This is a genomic window from Duganella sp. CY15W, from assembly GCF_009857555.1.
GTDB classification, from domain to species: Bacteria; Pseudomonadota; Gammaproteobacteria; order Burkholderiales; family Burkholderiaceae_D; genus Rugamonas; species Rugamonas sacchari.
Genome location: NZ_WWCQ01000002.1, coordinates 1,082,502 through 1,097,692 on the forward strand (window position 1 = coordinate 1,082,502; position 15,191 = coordinate 1,097,692).

The 15,191-nt window shown below is 61.2% G+C and carries 12 protein-coding genes; 8 read left to right on the forward strand and 4 right to left on the reverse strand.

Going from position 1 to position 15,191, the window contains the following annotated elements; genetic code table 11:
• Positions 1-57 precede the first annotated feature (57 nt).
• Positions 58-1,860, forward strand: a complete 1,803-nt coding sequence (locus tag GTP58_RS14355) for a DUF885 family protein (RefSeq protein ID WP_072783413.1) — start codon at positions 58-60, stop codon at positions 1,858-1,860.
• On the opposite strand, the gene GTP58_RS14360 is transcribed toward GTP58_RS14355, so the two are convergent.
• Genes GTP58_RS14360 through uvrA form a run of 3 tightly spaced genes read right to left on the reverse strand, consistent with a single transcriptional unit; the run spans position 1,808 to position 6,449 of the window.
• Positions 1,808-2,695, reverse strand: coding sequence for a hypothetical protein (locus tag GTP58_RS14360; protein WP_161078010.1), 888 nt, complete (start codon positions 2,693-2,695; stop codon positions 1,808-1,810). The genes GTP58_RS14355 and GTP58_RS14360 overlap by 53 nt on opposite strands.
• Positions 2,692-3,594, reverse strand: coding sequence for an AraC family transcriptional regulator (locus tag GTP58_RS14365; protein ID WP_161078011.1), 903 nt, complete (start codon positions 3,592-3,594; stop codon positions 2,692-2,694). Before GTP58_RS14365 ends, GTP58_RS14360 begins: the two co-directional genes overlap by 4 nt.
• 8 nt (positions 3,595-3,602) lie before the next feature.
• Positions 3,603-6,449 (reverse strand): excinuclease ABC subunit UvrA, encoded by a 2,847-nt coding sequence (uvrA, locus tag GTP58_RS14370; protein ID WP_072783419.1) that lies wholly within the window; start codon positions 6,447-6,449, stop codon positions 3,603-3,605.
• Between the two features lie 342 nt (positions 6,450-6,791).
• On the opposite strand from uvrA, the gene GTP58_RS14375 reads away from it, so the two are divergent.
• The 5 genes from GTP58_RS14375 (at position 6,792) to GTP58_RS14395 (ending at position 11,943) form a co-directional block, all read left to right on the forward strand.
• The gene (locus tag GTP58_RS14375; RefSeq protein WP_229215566.1) at positions 6,792-7,511 is read left to right on the forward strand and encodes a PEP-CTERM sorting domain-containing protein; all 720 of its coding nucleotides are present in this window, start codon (positions 6,792-6,794) and stop codon (positions 7,509-7,511) included.
• 393 nt (positions 7,512-7,904) lie between these two features.
• Entirely contained in the window at positions 7,905-8,426 is a 522-nt protein-coding gene (ssb, locus tag GTP58_RS14380; RefSeq protein WP_161078012.1) for a single-stranded DNA-binding protein, read from the forward strand.
• Between the two features lie 192 nt (positions 8,427-8,618).
• A complete protein-coding gene (locus GTP58_RS14385) occupies positions 8,619-11,321 on the forward strand; it encodes a phosphocholine-specific phospholipase C (protein WP_161078013.1) in 2,703 nt (900 codons plus the stop codon).
• 99 nt (positions 11,322-11,420) lie between these two features.
• Entirely contained in the window at positions 11,421-11,666 is a 246-nt protein-coding gene (locus tag GTP58_RS14390) for a hypothetical protein (protein ID WP_161078014.1), read from the forward strand.
• Between the two features lie 49 nt (positions 11,667-11,715).
• Entirely contained in the window at positions 11,716-11,943 is a 228-nt protein-coding gene (locus GTP58_RS14395; protein WP_161078015.1) for a hypothetical protein, read from the forward strand.
• Positions 11,944-11,951: 8 nt separating this feature from the next.
• On the opposite strand, the gene GTP58_RS14400 is transcribed toward GTP58_RS14395, so the two are convergent.
• Positions 11,952-12,341, reverse strand: coding sequence for a DUF1398 family protein (locus tag GTP58_RS14400; protein ID WP_161078016.1), 390 nt, complete (start codon positions 12,339-12,341; stop codon positions 11,952-11,954).
• 55 nt (positions 12,342-12,396) lie between these two features.
• On the opposite strand from GTP58_RS14400, the gene GTP58_RS14405 reads away from it, so the two are divergent.
• Entirely contained in the window at positions 12,397-12,858 is a 462-nt protein-coding gene (locus GTP58_RS14405) for a MarR family winged helix-turn-helix transcriptional regulator (RefSeq protein WP_161078017.1), read from the forward strand.
• 143 nt (positions 12,859-13,001) lie between these two features.
• On the forward strand, positions 13,002-15,095 hold the full coding sequence (locus GTP58_RS14410) for a putative Ig domain-containing protein (RefSeq protein ID WP_229215567.1): 2,094 nt from the start codon (positions 13,002-13,004) through the stop codon (positions 15,093-15,095).
• Positions 15,096-15,191 lie beyond the last annotated feature (96 nt).

Here is a 15,191-nt window from a genome sequence, read left to right on the forward strand (position 1 = left end):
GGCTGGCAATCTGCCACGCTACAGTGCACGCTCAACATTTTTATAAGATAGGCCGACATGACAACGACTACCCGTATCGGCGCTGCCAGCGCCCTGTTGTTCTCCCTGATCCTGGGCGTGGCCCATGCCGACACTGCCGCTCCCGACCTGGAAGCGCGCCGCACGGCGTTGAATAGTCTGCTCAAGGAGCAGTGGGAATACACCATGCGCTCCAGCCCTGAATGGGCATCGCTGTTGGGCGACAAGCGCTACAACGACAAATGGTCGGACTTCTCGCAGGCCGGCATCGAGGCCGATCTCAAGGCCAGCGCCGATTTCCTCAAGCGCTTCGAGGCGGTCGATACCACCGGCTTCCCGCTGCAGGAACAGCTGAACCGCGAGCTGATGGTACGCCAGCTGCGCCAGAATCTGGACGGCGCCCGCTTCAAGGACTGGGAGATGCCACTGGCGCAGAACTCCGGCATCCATATCGATGGTCCCATGATTATCTCGGCGCTGAACTTTGAAACCGTCAAGGATTACGAGGACTACATCAAGCGCCTGCACGCGCTGCCCAAGCTGTTCGAGGAAACTCGCGTCCAGATGGACAAAGGTGTCAAGGATGGCCTGATGCCGCCGAAATTCCTGATCCCGAAAATCGTCAAGCAATGCGAAGACGTGGCGGCCATGAAGCCCGCCGATTCGCCGTACGCCGAACCGCTGAAGAAGATGCCCAAGGATTTCTCGGCAGCCGATAAAGAACGCCTGACCAAGGAAATTCTGGCTGCGGTGAAAACCGATGTCGCACCGGCCTACAAAAAGCTGGCGGTCTACACCAAGACCAAATACCTGCCGCATGGCCGCACGGAAGTGGGCATGTGGTCGCTGCCGGACGGCGTGGCACGCTACAACTTCAAGGCGCAGTCCTCGACCACCACCGAGATGTCGGCGGAACAGATCCACCAGCTAGGCCTGTCGGAAGTCGCACGCATTGAAGGCCAGATGCTGGAAACCGCGAAGAAGCTGGGTTACAAGGATCTGAAGTCGTTCAACAAGGCGGTGGAAGCCAATCCGGCGCTGCATCCGAAATCGCGCCAGGAGATCATCGACCTGTATCAGAAATACACGGACCAGATGTACACCCAGCTGTCCAACCAGTTTGGCGTGCTGCCGAAGAATAAGGTGGAGATCAAGCCGGTGGAGGAGTTCCGCGAGAAGGGCGCTTCCGCTGCGGCCTATATGCCAGGTTCGCCGGACGGCAAACGTCCGGGCCGCGTGATGGTCAACACCGGCGATTTCGCCAAGCGCTCCACCATCGATATCGAAACCACCGCGCTGCATGAAGGCGTGCCGGGCCACCACATGCAGCTGACCATCGCGCAGGAAATCCAGGGCCTGCCGGACTTCCGCCAGCAAGGCAATTACACCGCGTATGCGGAAGGCTGGGCGCTGTACTCGGAACGTCTGGGCGAAGAGCTGGGCTTCTACAAGGACCCTTACAGCTACTACGGCCATTTGCAGGATGAGATGCTGCGCGCGATCCGCCTGGTGGTGGACACCGGCCTGCATTACAAGAAGTGGAACCGCCAGCAGGTGGTGGACTTCTTCCACGCGCATTCGGGCATCGGCGAAGTGGAAGTGCAGAGCGAGACGGACCGTTACATCGTCTGGCCAGGCCAGGCGCTGGGCTACAAGATCGGCCAGCTGAAGATCCTCGAACTGCGTGACTACGCGCGCAAGGAACTGGGTGACCGCTTCGACATCCGCAAATTCCACGACCAGGTGTTAGGCGCCGGCGCCTTGCCGATGGACGTGCTGGAATCGCACATCAAGGATTGGGTCGCAACGGAGAAGAAGACCGTCGCAAATCAATCTTCGTAACCCACCAGGCCTTGTTGCGGAAAGTGAAGTCAAGGGCGCCGATGGCGACGACCTTGCCTTCACTGGCCGAGACTTCGCCCGCCTTGGGCAACGTGGTCAGATCTGGATTGTTGTGGCCCAGCGCATCCAGCGCCTGCAGCAGCACGACATCATCGCGCTTCAATGCAGCGCAGGCGCCATACTGGTCGCAGACCTGCACCGGGAAGGCGATGAAGCGTGCCGCGCGGTCCAGCATATCCTCGTTGCCCAGGTAGTTGAATACCCATCCCGCCGCATCGGCCAGCTCGCGTGCACGCGCCAGTACGGCGTCGTTTTCCTGTTTGATCTCTTCCCGCATGGAGCGGCCCTGGCCGTACAGCATGTCGTCCACACGCCAGCCAGCGTCCTCTTTTACCAGCACGTAGCGGATCTGGCGCTCATAGGCTGAGCCCATATCGGGATAGACGTTGAACGTGGCTTCCACGGTGTTCTCGCCAACGCGCGCCACCTGGAAGTGCGAGCGTTCGAAATCCAGGCTGGGTGGCACTTCCTGCGTGTCGAGAAACACATCGCCATCGGCGCCATAACCGCAGATATCGTCGCCGCGCGACAGGCTGTCGCACAGCTGGAGGTTGGCGTCGACCAGCGCTTCCAGCTCGGCAGAGTAGAAAGCGCCGGCAGGCAGCTGGCTGGCCTGGCGGATCTCCGGCCGTGCCATATGGTCTTTGTAGAAATTGGTGATGAGGTCCAGCTGCTGCTGTTTCTCCGACCAGGCTTTATCGGCCAGCAGGCCAATCGCGGCAAAGGCAAACAAGCCCACGCCGATCGGCAGCAGGCGCTTCTTGTTGATGTTCATGGCGTAGTCCGGAGTTTCTTCATGTCTTGCATAGGCGGTGCGCCAAACAGGCGGCGGTATTCGCGGCTGAATTGCGATGCGCTTTCGTAGCCGACCTGGTAAGCGGCCGTGGTGGCATCGACATCGCCATTCAGCAGCAGCGTGCGTGCCGCCTGCAGGCGCAGCTGCTTTTGATACTGCATCGGTCCCATCGTGGTCACGGCCTTGAAGCGGTGGTGCAGGCTGGAGATGCTCATGTTGGTGGCCTGCGCCAGTTCCTCCACTTTCACCGTCTGATCGTAATGCTCCCTGAGCCAGGCAATGGCCTTGCTGATGCCGCGGTCCTGCTGGTCCAGCACAATGTTCTGGTACAGCTGGCGGCCGTCAGCGCCGGTCAGCATGCGATAAATGATTTCGCGCTTCAGTCCTACCGACAGAAACGCCGCTTCCGCTGCTGGCGCTGCTAGTAAGCGCACCAGCTGGTATAAGGACTCCTGCAAGGCATCGTCGGTTTTGCCGACGAAGGCGCCGCGCACCGGTTCCTGCGTATCGATGGCGATTTTCGCCTCCAGCACGACGGCTGCGATTTCCTGCGGATCGAGTTCGATATTGAGCAGCAGATAGGGCTTGTCCGGCGTGGCGTTGACGATGTGGCCTGCGGCCTGCATGTCGACCGACACCACCAGGTATTCACCGGGGCCGTAATCGAGGATGTCCTCGGCCAGATGCACGCGCTTCTGGCCCTGCAGGATCACGCAGCACGAGGGTTTGAGGACGCCGCGCGTGACCGGCGTGGGATGCGATGAACGCAGCAGCGACAGAAACGGAATCGCCGTCGCCACCCGCTGTTCGTCCAGCACATGGCGCTGGACGAGATCGATCATGTGATCGAGGCGGGTGGGCGATGGATCCCGTTTCATGGCATGGCTTACTTCAGCAGCGGCACCAGGTATTTACCGGTCACGCTGGCTGCGTTGGCCGCCACTTCTTCCGGCGAACCGCTGGCGATGATCTTGCCGCCGCCCGCACCGCCTTCCGGACCCAGGTCGACGATCCAGTCAGCGGTCTTGATCACATCGAGGTTGTGCTCAATGATGACCAGCGTGTTGCCCTGGTCGCGCAGACGGTGGATCACTTTCAGCAGCAGGTCGATATCGTGGAAGTGCAGGCCGGTGGTCGGCTCGTCCAGGATGTACAGCGTGCGGCCCGTGTCGCGCTTGGACAGCTCCAGCGACAGCTTGACGCGCTGCGCTTCGCCGCCCGACAGCGTGGTCGCGCTCTGACCCAGCTTGATGTAGCCCAGGCCCACGTCGAGCAGCGTATGCAGCTTGCGCGCGATCAGCGGCACCGGCTTGAAGAACTCGTGTGCGTCTTCGACGGTCATGTCGAGGATCTCGGTGATGTTCTTGCCCTTGTACTGCACTTCCAGCGTTTCGCGGTTATAGCGCTTGCCGTGGCAGACGTCGCACGGCACGTACACGTCCGGCAGGAAGTGCATCTCGACCTTGATCACGCCATCGCCCTGGCACGCTTCGCAGCGGCCGCCCTTGACGTTGAACGAGAATCGGCCAGCGCTGTAGCCGCGCTCTTTCGCGGTCGGCACCGTGGCAAACAGGTCGCGGATCGGCGTGAACAGGCCGGTGTAGGTGGCCGGATTCGAGCGCGGCGTACGGCCAATCGGCGCTTGGTCGACCGAGATCACCTTGTCGAAGTGTTCCAGGCCGCTGATGGTGTCGTGCGGCGCTGGCTCGGTCTGCGAACCGTACAGGTGGCGCGACAGGGCCGGGAACAGCGTGTCGTTAATCAGCGTCGATTTGCCGGAGCCGGAGACGCCGGTCACGCAGGTCATCAGGCCGACGGGCAGCTTGAGGTTGACCTTTTTCAGGTTGTTGCCGGTGGCGCCGGTGATGACCAGCTGCTTGTCCGGATCCGCAACATGACGCTTTTTCGGCACGTCGATTTTGCGCGTGCCGCTCAGGTACTGCGCGGTCAGCGACTTCTTGTTCTTCAGGATGTCTTTGAGCGAACCGGCAGCAATCACTTCGCCGCCATGCACGCCAGCGCCCGGCCCCATGTCGACCACATAGTCGGCAGTGCGGATCGCATCTTCATCGTGTTCCACTACCAGCACGCTGTTGCCGATGTCGCGCAGGTGCTTGAGCGTGTCGATCAGGCGGTCGTTGTCGCGCTGGTGCAGGCCGATTGATGGCTCATCGAGCACGTACATCACGCCGGTCAGGCCGGAGCCGATCTGCGAGGCCAGGCGGATACGCTGCGCTTCGCCGCCCGACAAGGTATCGGCGCTGCGGTCCAGCGACAGGTAGTCCAGGCCGACGTTGTTGAGGAACTGCAGGCGCGAGATGATTTCCTTGACCACGCGGTCGGCAATCTCTTTCTTCGCGCCTTTGAGCTTCAACTGCTCAAAGAAGGACAGCGTTTCACGCAGTGGCTTCTCGGCGATCTCGTAGATGGCGCGTTCCTGCTTGCCGCTGCCAACCTTGACGTAACGCGCTTCCACGCGCAGACGCGCACCTTCGCACGACGGGCATTTCTTCTCGTTGATGAATTTGGCCAGTTCCTCTTTCACCGCCATCGAATCGGTTTCGCGGTAGCGGCGCGCGAGGTTGTTGACCACACCTTCAAACGTGTGTTCCTTGACCACGGTGCGGCCACGCTCATTGATGTAGGTGAACGGGATCTGGGTTTTGCCGGAACCATGCAGCACGGCTTCCTGTGCCGGCTTCGGCAGCTTCTCGAACGGCAGGTCCAGATCAAATTCGTAGAAGGCCGCCAGGTTGGACAGCATCGAGAAGTAGAACTGGTTGCGGCGGTCCCACCCTTTCACGGCGCCGGACGCCAGCGACAGGTTGGGGAAGGCGACGATGCGTTTGGGATCGAAGAACTCGATGTGGCCAAGGCCGTCGCACTCCGGGCAGGCGCCCATCGGGTTATTGAACGAGAACAGGCGCGGCTCCAGCTCCTGCAGCGAATAGCCGCAGGTGTTGCAGGCGAACTTGTTGGAGTAGACGTGCTCCGTGCCGTTATCCATTTCCAGCGCCACGGCGCGGCCGTCGGCCAGGCGCAGCGCGGTTTCAAAGCTTTCGGCCAGACGCTGCTTGATGTCGGCGCCGACCTTCACGCGGTCGATCACCACGTCGATGGTGTGCTTCTCGGTTTTCTTCAGCTTCGGCAGGTCTTCCACTTCGTAGATCTTGGCGTCATGCGTACCGCTCTGGACGCGGAAGCGGATAAAGCCCTGCGCCTGCATGGCTTCAAACAGGTCGACGTGCTCGCCCTTGCGGTTTGCAACCACCGGCGCAAGGATCATCAGCTTGGTGTCTTGCGGCAGGGCCAGCACGGCATCGACCATCTGCGAGACCGTCTGCGCAGCCAGGGCCTGGTCCGGGTGGTTGATGCAATAGGGCGTACCGACGCGCGCATACAACAGACGCAGGTAGTCGTGGATCTCGGTTACGGTGCCGACGGTCGAACGCGGGTTGTGCGAGGTGGCTTTCTGCTCGATTGAGATGGCCGGCGACAGGCCCTCAATCAGGTCGACATCCGGCTTTTCCATCAGTTGCAGGAACTGGCGGGCATAGGCCGACAGCGACTCCACATAGCGGCGCTGGCCTTCGGCATACAGCGTGTCAAATGCCAGCGAGGATTTGCCGGAACCGGACAAGCCGGTAATCACGATCAGCTTGTTGCGAGGCAGATCGAGATTGATGTTTTTGAGGTTGTGCGTGCGTGCGCCGCGAATGCGGATCTGTTCCATGGATTTGGCCTTTAGAGTCAACCCGTAACTATAGCTGGGTTTGGATATATGCGCCGACCTCGCGCGAGATCGTCGGGTGGCGGCGCGGCACTGTATATAATACCAGTATTTTCTTGCGTTGGTTCAACTGGCAGACGAAGCGGATAGTTGGGGACGGCTTCGCAAAATAGTAGGTCCAGCGCGCACTCTACCGGCCATGGCGGAGGCCTTGCCTGGCCAGCCCCTCAGGTTGACGTTGATTGGCAACTAATTTAATAGCACATCGATATTTAAAAATAATATATTGCTAATTTTATTAAAACAATGTTATTTTTTCTACTCAACTACACCACATGAGGGGAAATGATGAAGAAAATCGCAATCGCGGTACTGGCATTGGTTTCTGGCATCGCTAACGCAGGCGAGTTGTATAACAACGGTCCGGTAGTTGAATCGAATGGCTTGTCCATCATCGCGCCAGACGCCAACACCTATGGCTTCGGCAACCAGACCAATTCGGGCAATTTCGTCGCGGATGATTTCAATGTTACCGCCGGCAAAAGCTGGAATGTGTCCAGCCTGAGCTTCTATGGCTATCAAACCGGCGCGAGTGGCTTCAGCTTCACCTCGGCGACCTGGAGCATCGTCTCCGGTAGCGACATCAACACTGGCACCGTGGTTGCCTCCGGCACTTCCGGCGTCACCAACGGCGGCCTGGCCGGCTACCGTGTCACTGACCTCACCCTCAACAACACCCAGCGCCGCATCTACAAGATCGACACCGACATCGCCGACATCACGCTGGCTTCCGGCCACTACTGGCTGACTTGGGGCCTGACCGGTACCGCCGCCTCCGGTCCATGGCAGCCGCCGACCTCCGATGCGCGTGAAGGCAATGCGCAGCAATCGCAGGTCGGTGCCCCCTTCATCCAGATTGAAGAGAGCAGCAGCGGCTTGTCGGTAGAGCTGCCGTTCGCCGTCAACGGCACCGTCTCCGCCGTACCGGAACCGGAAACTTACGCCATGCTGCTGGCTGGCCTGGGCCTGGTTGGCCTGGCACGCCGCCGCGCGCGCCGCGGCTGATAGCCGCTTTATGCCGGGGCAACCCGGCAGCAACGGCTGGCGGACGACGTCATTGTCCGCCCAGCCGGTCAGCAATGCCAGCAATACATGGCAGCGCTTCCTTCCCCATGCGGCGTACCGCTGCTATCCCTGAGGCTCATTGCCTGTCCAGTCCGCTAGTTGTCCGAAAATTCCTTGTGCCAGATCAGAATTTTGAACCACATTGGCATGCAATTCCTATCCTGGGCGGTAAAGTACGGTAAACTTAAGCACTTTTGGGTGAGTCCACACGCGTTTAATTGATAGAAAAACATCGACAGTCAATTAAGCATCTGGAACAAAATTCCCGCACTTGGACATTGAATTGGCCCGGTGGACCAAACGAATTGCCCTCATACCTCAGGAGTTTTATACATGGCATCAGTTAACAAAGTCATCATCGTCGGCAATCTGGGTCGCGATCCGGAAATTCGCTACATGCCTAGCGGTGATGCGATCGCCAACATTGCAGTGGCGACCTCGTATCGCTCGAAAGACCGCAACACCGGCGAACAAAAAGAGCTGACCGAGTGGCACCGTATTTCCTTCTTCGGCCGTCTGGCGGAAATCGTTGGCCAGTACCTGAAAAAAGGTTCCTCGGTCTACGTTGAAGGCCGCCTGCAGACCCGTAAATACACCGACAAGGACGGCGTCGAGAAATACGCGACCGACATCATCGCCGAGCAGATGCAAATGCTGGGTGGCCGTCAAGGCATGGGTGAAGGCGGCGGCATGGATGATGGCGGCTACGGCGGTGGCGGTGGTTACGAAGCCGCGCCACAGCAGCGTCAAGCCCCAGCACCACGCCCACAGATGGCGGCACCAGCGCCGGCACCACGCCCAGCCCCGCGCCCAGCGCCGAACTTCTCGGACATGGATGACGATATTCCGTTCTGAGATCTAGTAGCCTCTAATTTGTAAACTAAGCCCTGTAGGTTGTTGATCTACAGGGCTTTTTTGTTGTTTTAGGGGATTTTTGGACAACTTAACCGGGAGATTTGATCTACCACTAAGCAAAGCTGGCAATGCCACAATGTTGTCATATTTGCTCGCTACCATCTCTGTTTTCGTCCAGCAGAGAGCCCGCCGATGTCGACCAGCCGTCGTAACTTCCTTCGCTACGCCGTTGCCGGCGCGGGCGTGAGCGCTACCACCGTTTTCCCTGACCTGATTCGCGAGGCGTTGGCGATCCCGGCCAACAACGCCACCGGCACTCTGGCCGACATCGGCCACGTGGTGATCCTGATGCAGGAAAACCGCTCGTTCGATCATTATTTCGGTGCGCTGGCGGGGGTGCGTGGTTTTGACGACCCGCGCGCCATCGATCTGCCGAATGGTCGGCCGGTGTGGTACCAGCCCGACGCTGCGGGCGGCTATGTGCTGCCGTTCCATTTCGACGCCAAGAACACCAGCGCGCTGTCGGTTGGCCTGGACCATTCCTGGAAAGGCGCACAGGCTACCTGGCAAGGCTGGGATGCCTGGGTCAAGCAGAAAAGCGCGCAGACCATGGGCTACTTCAACCGTGGCGACCTGCCGTTCTACTATGCGCTGGCGGATGCCTTCACGATCTGCGATGCCTACCACTGCTCGATCTTTGGCGCGACCGACCCTAATCGCCTGTATTCGCTGAGCGGCACCAACCAGGGCTGGTTCGGCGCCATGGGCGGCTTGTACAACATCAGCGCGGGTGGCATCTACAACGCCGATCCCGCCAACGACAACCTGTCCGCTGCAGTCACCGGCAGCGCGCCCAACTGGCAGACCTATGCTGAAGTGCTGCAGGCGAATGGTGTCAGCTGGAAGGTGTATCAGGAGTGGGACAACTACGGCGACAACTACCTGGCTTACTTCAAGAACTTCCGCGTCAATGCGGATGGCAGCCGCCTCTCCGCCAGCTCGCCGCTGGCGCAAAATGGCCGGGTGATGGCGCCAGGTTCGAGCGCCGCCAACGCGGCCGGCACCAAGGGCGATCTGCTGGTGCGGGCGTTCGCTGATGACGTGCAAAACAACCGGCTGCCGCAGGTGTCGTGGATCTCCGCGCCCACCGAATACTGTGAACATCCATCGCACTCGCCGAACGCGGGCGAAAGCATCACGGCGCGCCTGCTGGCGGCGCTGGTGGCCAATCCCGCGGTCTGGTCCAAAACCGTGTTCCTGCTGATGTATGACGAAAATGACGGCTTCTTCGACCACGTGCCGTCCGATATGGCGCCGCTCAATACCGGCATGGGCAAGACCACGCTGGCCGACATCGGCGCCTATGAAAGCTATCAGGGCATTCCGGTCGGCCTTGGGCCACGGGTGCCGATGCTGGTGATTTCGCCATGGAGCAAAGGCGGCCGCGTCTGCTCGCAGCTGTTCGATCACACCTCCAAGCTGCGCTTCCTGGAGGAGTGGCTGGTACAGGGCCTGGGCAAGGACCGCGCCAGCATCACCTGTTCGCAGATTTCGCCGTGGCGCCGCACGGTCTGTGGCGACCTGACGTCGGCCTTCGATTTCAAGCATCCCAATAGCGACTGGCCCACCAGCGCGCCGAAGACGGCCGCCTACGCGCCGGTCAGCGGCAAGCCGTCACCGGTGCCGCCCGCCGTGCAGACCCTGCCGCGCCAGGAGGAGGTGGCCGCTGACGGTCCGCGCTATGCCTGTCCGCTGCCGTATATGTTGCAGGTCCAGGCCAGCAACAACGGCAACAAGCAGCTGGCTGTCAGCTTCAGCAACCTTGGCCAGGTGGGCGCCGCCTTCATCGTGTATTCCAGTCTGCGCAGCGACGGGCCTTGGTACTACACGGTGGAAGCAGGCAAGAGCATCGACAACGAAATGTGGAACTGGAGCGGCAGCAGCTACGCACTCAGCGTTCATGGCGCCAACGGTTTCCTGCGCCAGTTCGCCGGGACTGTGGCGCAGGCGGCCGGCGGCGCGCGGCCGGAGCTGCAATGCATGTACAGCGTGGCCAGCAACGGCATCTGGCTCACGCTGTCGAATGTGGGCGGGCAGCAGGCTTGCCGCTTTACGATCAACGATAACGCTTACGGGGTTGCGCAGGCCAGTTATACCGTCGCGGCCGGACAGACGCTGGCGATCGACTACGCTCTGGCGGACAGCTTTGGCTGGTATGACTTCACCGTGACCTGCGATGCCGATGCCTTGTGGTCGCGCCGCGTCGCCGGGCACGTCGAGACCGGCGCGGCAAGCCGGGTCGATCCGATGATCGGCACCAACAAGAGCCGCATCGTGTTCGACACCAGCACGCCGTACGCGATGAAGGGCGCGCCGCTAAATTTTAACTACGCGGCGCCGAACGGCAAGCTCGATCCGAAGAACTGGATCGGCCTGTATGCGGCAGGCCGTACCCCGGGCAATGGCAGCTCCGCACTGTGGAGCTATGCGCCCGATGCCAGCGGCAGCGTAGCGTTCAGCACCGGCACGCTGGCGGTGGGCGACTATGCGGCCTGGTATCTGTACCAGGATGGCTACCAGGCGCTGGGTGGTCCGGTCGCGGTCAGTGTGACGCAGCTGGCGGCCAGTACCGCCAGCGTCAAACAGGGCACGCCGATGCTGGTCAATTATGCGCTGCCGGCCTCCAAAGTCAGCAGCACCAACTGGATCGGCATCTGGAAGGCGGGCGTCACGCCCGGCAGCGGCAGCTATCTGACCTGGCAGTACGCGACCGCCGCCAGCGGCAGCGTCAGCATCGACACCAGCAAGCTGGCGCCCGGCAGCTACAGCGCGTGGTGTTTGTATGCGAACGGCTATACGCTGATGGCGGGACCAGCCAATTTCACGGTGACGTGAGCCGGCGCGCATACGGTCGGGTGCGCCGGTTTCCTGCTGATTTGAAGTAAGCTGTTCCGCGATCACATTATCAGGGGAGTGGCGTTGCGGCAGGAATCGATGTTTCGCCAGGTCGCGCTGGTCAGCTACGGCACGCAGTTCTTGTGGCACGCGTGCGCGCTGGAAGACTGGTATCGGCATGCGGTGTTCAGGGATGCCCGTTCCCAGTTCCGCTCGCTTGCGGGGAATGCCTTGCTGGCTGATGATTTCACGCAGTGGCTGGACCAGCTGCGGCGATCAGGCGCGCAGCATTTGTCGCTGCATGTGGCCGAAAAACTAAGACAGCGATTACCGCCGGCTCAGTGACGATGAGGCGGCGAAGGCCGATGACTGGAGCCGGCGCCTGGATAGCTGGATGACCGAAGTGCTGCTGCGCTGCGCGAACGACATCGGCGGTATTGAGAAAGAGACGCCGCAGAAGGTTGCGGCAAGCAAGTGGATCAGCGGCCTGGGCCTGTTGGTCGCGGTTGTGGTGCTCAGCCTGTTTGTCATGGCGATCGCCCACGTCATTGCCCGCTTCCCCTGGCTCGCTGTCCTGATCGCGCTGCCGTGGGCGCTCTACGTCAAATATAAAAAAGAGTAGGGCGGCCGTCACTGCGGCGGGAATTTTTCCACATGCATTTCCCCGGCGCGGCCATAGTAGGCAACATGGCGGCCTGCAATCCAGACCATATAGCCGACGCAGCCTGCAGCGACCGACAGACTCACGAATGCCGGATATTTGACATCGCCGCGCTGGGCGCCGCGGATCGCGTCCTGCACGCCTGCCGCATCGAAGTCCGGCGGTATCGCGGCCGCGCTACGCGTCAGCGGGATGGTGTAGCTGTCGCCTTCGGGGCCATAGTAGGTGGTGGTGCGGGCGCGATAATCGGCGTAGTAGCTTTCCACGCCGGCGCCTGCCAGCCGCATGACGATTTCGCCAAAGCTTGCGGTGCCTGCGTAGGAATCATGCGCGCAGCTGTCGATGATGTTCTTGTCCATCTTTCCTCTCCTTGGTAAAATAGTTTCCATGGAAACCAATTGAGCGGATTAAAACATGCCTTCAAAGAAAAAAGCAAGCGCGCTGGAATCGCATGTGGGGTTCTGGCTGCGGTTTGTTTCCAACCATGTGTCAGCAAGTTTTGCCGCGCTGGTCGAGCAACATGGCGTCTCCGTATCGGAATGGGTGGCATTGCGGCATATGTATGACCGCGATGCCTCCACTGCTTCCGAATTGATAGCCGCACTGGGCATGACCAAGGGCGCGGTATCCAAGATCCTCACGCGTTTGCAGGACAAGGGCCTGGTGCAGCGCTACATCGTCGATGACGACCTGCGCGCCCAGCAACTGTGCCTCACGGAAGAAGGCCGCACGCTGGTGCCCAAGCTGGCCGCGCTGGCGGATCAGAACGATGAAGCCTTCTTTGGCCAATTGAACGATGAGCAAAGGAATGCCCTGCTGGGTACGCTAAAGTTGTTAGTCCGAGTAAATGATTTGAAACAATTGCCCGTTCTGTAAGGCAAAAAGGCGACAAAGCAATAATGTCCTGACAGTGTTTCCCTAACATTTTAGTCAGGTTAGTCTTTCCGTGTGAGAATTTGATAGTATTGCCGTACGCCAACCTAACTGAATCTAGTTAGAATTCACACCGAGAGATTTCCATGCGCCCGTACCTGATCCCGATGACCTGCATTGCCGCCCTGCTGAGTGCCTGCGGCGGCAACACCGAAACCAGTCCAGCATCCCGCGTCGTGCAAGCCGCCGCCCCGATGGCGACCGCAGCCACCACGATTGAACTGGACCCAGGTACGCTGCCAGCGGCCGATGCGCAGCAGTACGCGCAGCCATCGTTCCACATGGCGCCGGTGCTGCTGGATGCACCGGACGACAACGCGGTCGGCGCGGACGCACCGGTGCACACGCAAACCATCCCGTCGGAATTCCGCCGCCTGGGTTCGCGCCAGCTGACGGTGCAGGCGCTGCGCCACGTCGAAGCGGACCGCAGCCTGGCCGCCGACACCAGCCCGGCCACGCCAATGGCCACCAGCAGCACGGTCGTGACGTACTCGCCGGCGCAGATCCGCGCCGCCTACGGCCTGCCAGCGCTGCCGGCCAGCTTCACCAATCTGACCGCCACACAGGCGGCACAGCTGGGCGCCGGTCAGACCATCTACATTGTCGATGCGCAGCACAACCCGAACGTGGCGGCCGAACTGGCAGCGTTCAATACCAAATTCAGCCTGCCGGCATGCACCACCAAAACCATCGCCAGCAGCACCAAGCTGCCGCTGGCAACGGCTGCCGGCAACGCCTGCGAACTGTCGGTGGTGTACAGCACGGCCAGCGGCGGCATGAGCGCGTCCGCGCCTGCCTACGATTCCGGCTGGGCCACCGAAATTGCGCTGGATGTGCAGTGGGCGCATGCCACCGCGCCGCTGGCGCGCATCGTCCTGATCGAAACGGCCAGCGCCAGTTATGACAATCTGCTGGGCGGCGTCAAGCTGGCCAATGCCATGGGGCCCGGCGTGGTATCGATGAGCTTTGGCGGCAGCGAAAGCAGCGGCACCAGCGCGGCCGATGCCACCTTCTCCGCAGCGAACATGACTTACCTGGCCGCCACCGGCGACTCGGGCGCGGCGGTTGCGTGGCCATCGGTATCGCCGAAAGTGCTGGCGGTGGGCGGTACCACGCTGAGCTACAGCGGCGCGGGTACGCGTTCCGAAGTGACGTGGTCGAACACCGGTGGCGGCGTCAGCCAGTATGTGGCGACGCCGTCGTATCAGAGCGTGTCGGTGCCCGGCATGGGCACGGCCGCGCGCCGCACGGTGGCCGACGTGGCGTTCAATGCCGACCCGTCGAGCGGCCAGTATGTCGCGGTGATCCCGAGCGGCAGCAGCACGGTGCGCTGGTCCAGCGTCGGCGGCACCAGCCTGGCAACGCCGCAGTGGGCCGGCCTGATTGCGGTGGCCAATGCGCTGCGCGCCGTGAATGGCAAGGCCGCGCTGGGCGCGCCACATAGCGCGCTGTACAACCAGATCTCGACGGTGCCGGGCACCTATGCCGCAGTCTTCGCCGACGTCGTCAAGGGCAGCAACGGCAGCTGCGCCGGTTGCACGGCCAAGACTGGCTACGACCTGGCTACCGGCCTGGGAACGCCTAACGCCGCTTCGCTGCTGAGCACCCTGTCCGGCCTGACCGTGGACACGGCGCCTGTGGTGGCGCCAGCCACCATCAATGGCAAAGTCGGCACGGCCCTGAGCTTCACGGTGTCGGCTTCGTCGGCGAATGCACTCAGCTACACCCTCAGCGGTGCGCCTGGCGGCATGAGCATCAATAGCAGCGGCGTGGTGAATTGGGCGACGCCGGTGGCTGGCACCTACAGCGTCACCGTCATCGCCAAGGACAGCAAGACCGGCCTGAGCGGCCAGGGCGTGTACACCATCGTGATTGCGGCTGCGACCACCACCACTAACCCAACCACCACCAGCTCGGCGGGTCCGGTGATTACGGCGGCGGCCATGAATGGCGTGGTCGGCAAGGCGCTGACCGGCAATATCGGCATCTCGGCTACCGGTGCAGTGTCGCTGACGATCTCCGGCGCACCACTTGGCATGGCGTTCCTGCCTGGCGGCATGAACATTACCGTGTACTGGGCGGCGCCGCAGGCTGGCAGCTATCAACTGAAAGTATCGGCCACCGATGCCAAGGGTGCGACCACGCAGATCACCATTCCGGTGACCATCAACGCACGCTGATTGCTGCAACAGGACTTATGCGTTTTCCACCTTTGTGAAGTTGTTTTTATTCGTTTTGTTTCATTTTGACGAACCGTATGCTGGTGTCTATCGCCA

What these genes read in the sequence shown, in the direction of transcription:
- GTP58_RS14355 (WP_072783413.1), top strand. Translation starts at nt 58, where the DNA reads ATGACAACGACTACCCGTATCGGCGCTGCCAGCGCCCTGTTGTTCTCC.
- GTP58_RS14360 (WP_161078010.1), bottom strand. Translation starts at nt 2,695, where the DNA reads ATGAACATCAACAAGAAGCGCCTGCTGCCGATCGGCGTGGGCTTGTTT.
- GTP58_RS14365 (WP_161078011.1), bottom strand. Translation starts at nt 3,594, where the DNA reads ATGAAACGGGATCCATCGCCCACCCGCCTCGATCACATGATCGATCTC.
- uvrA (WP_072783419.1), bottom strand. Translation starts at nt 6,449, where the DNA reads ATGGAACAGATCCGCATTCGCGGCGCACGCACGCACAACCTCAAAAAC.
- GTP58_RS14375 (WP_229215566.1), top strand. Translation starts at nt 6,792, where the DNA reads ATGATGAAGAAAATCGCAATCGCGGTACTGGCATTGGTTTCTGGCATC.
- ssb (WP_161078012.1), top strand. Translation starts at nt 7,905, where the DNA reads ATGGCATCAGTTAACAAAGTCATCATCGTCGGCAATCTGGGTCGCGAT.
- GTP58_RS14385 (WP_161078013.1), top strand. Translation starts at nt 8,619, where the DNA reads ATGTCGACCAGCCGTCGTAACTTCCTTCGCTACGCCGTTGCCGGCGCG.
- GTP58_RS14390 (WP_161078014.1), top strand. Translation starts at nt 11,421, where the DNA reads ATGTTTCGCCAGGTCGCGCTGGTCAGCTACGGCACGCAGTTCTTGTGG.
- GTP58_RS14395 (WP_161078015.1), top strand. Translation starts at nt 11,716, where the DNA reads ATGACCGAAGTGCTGCTGCGCTGCGCGAACGACATCGGCGGTATTGAG.
- GTP58_RS14400 (WP_161078016.1), bottom strand. Translation starts at nt 12,341, where the DNA reads ATGGACAAGAACATCATCGACAGCTGCGCGCATGATTCCTACGCAGGC.
- GTP58_RS14405 (WP_161078017.1), top strand. Translation starts at nt 12,397, where the DNA reads ATGCCTTCAAAGAAAAAAGCAAGCGCGCTGGAATCGCATGTGGGGTTC.
- GTP58_RS14410 (WP_229215567.1), top strand. Translation starts at nt 13,002, where the DNA reads ATGCGCCCGTACCTGATCCCGATGACCTGCATTGCCGCCCTGCTGAGT.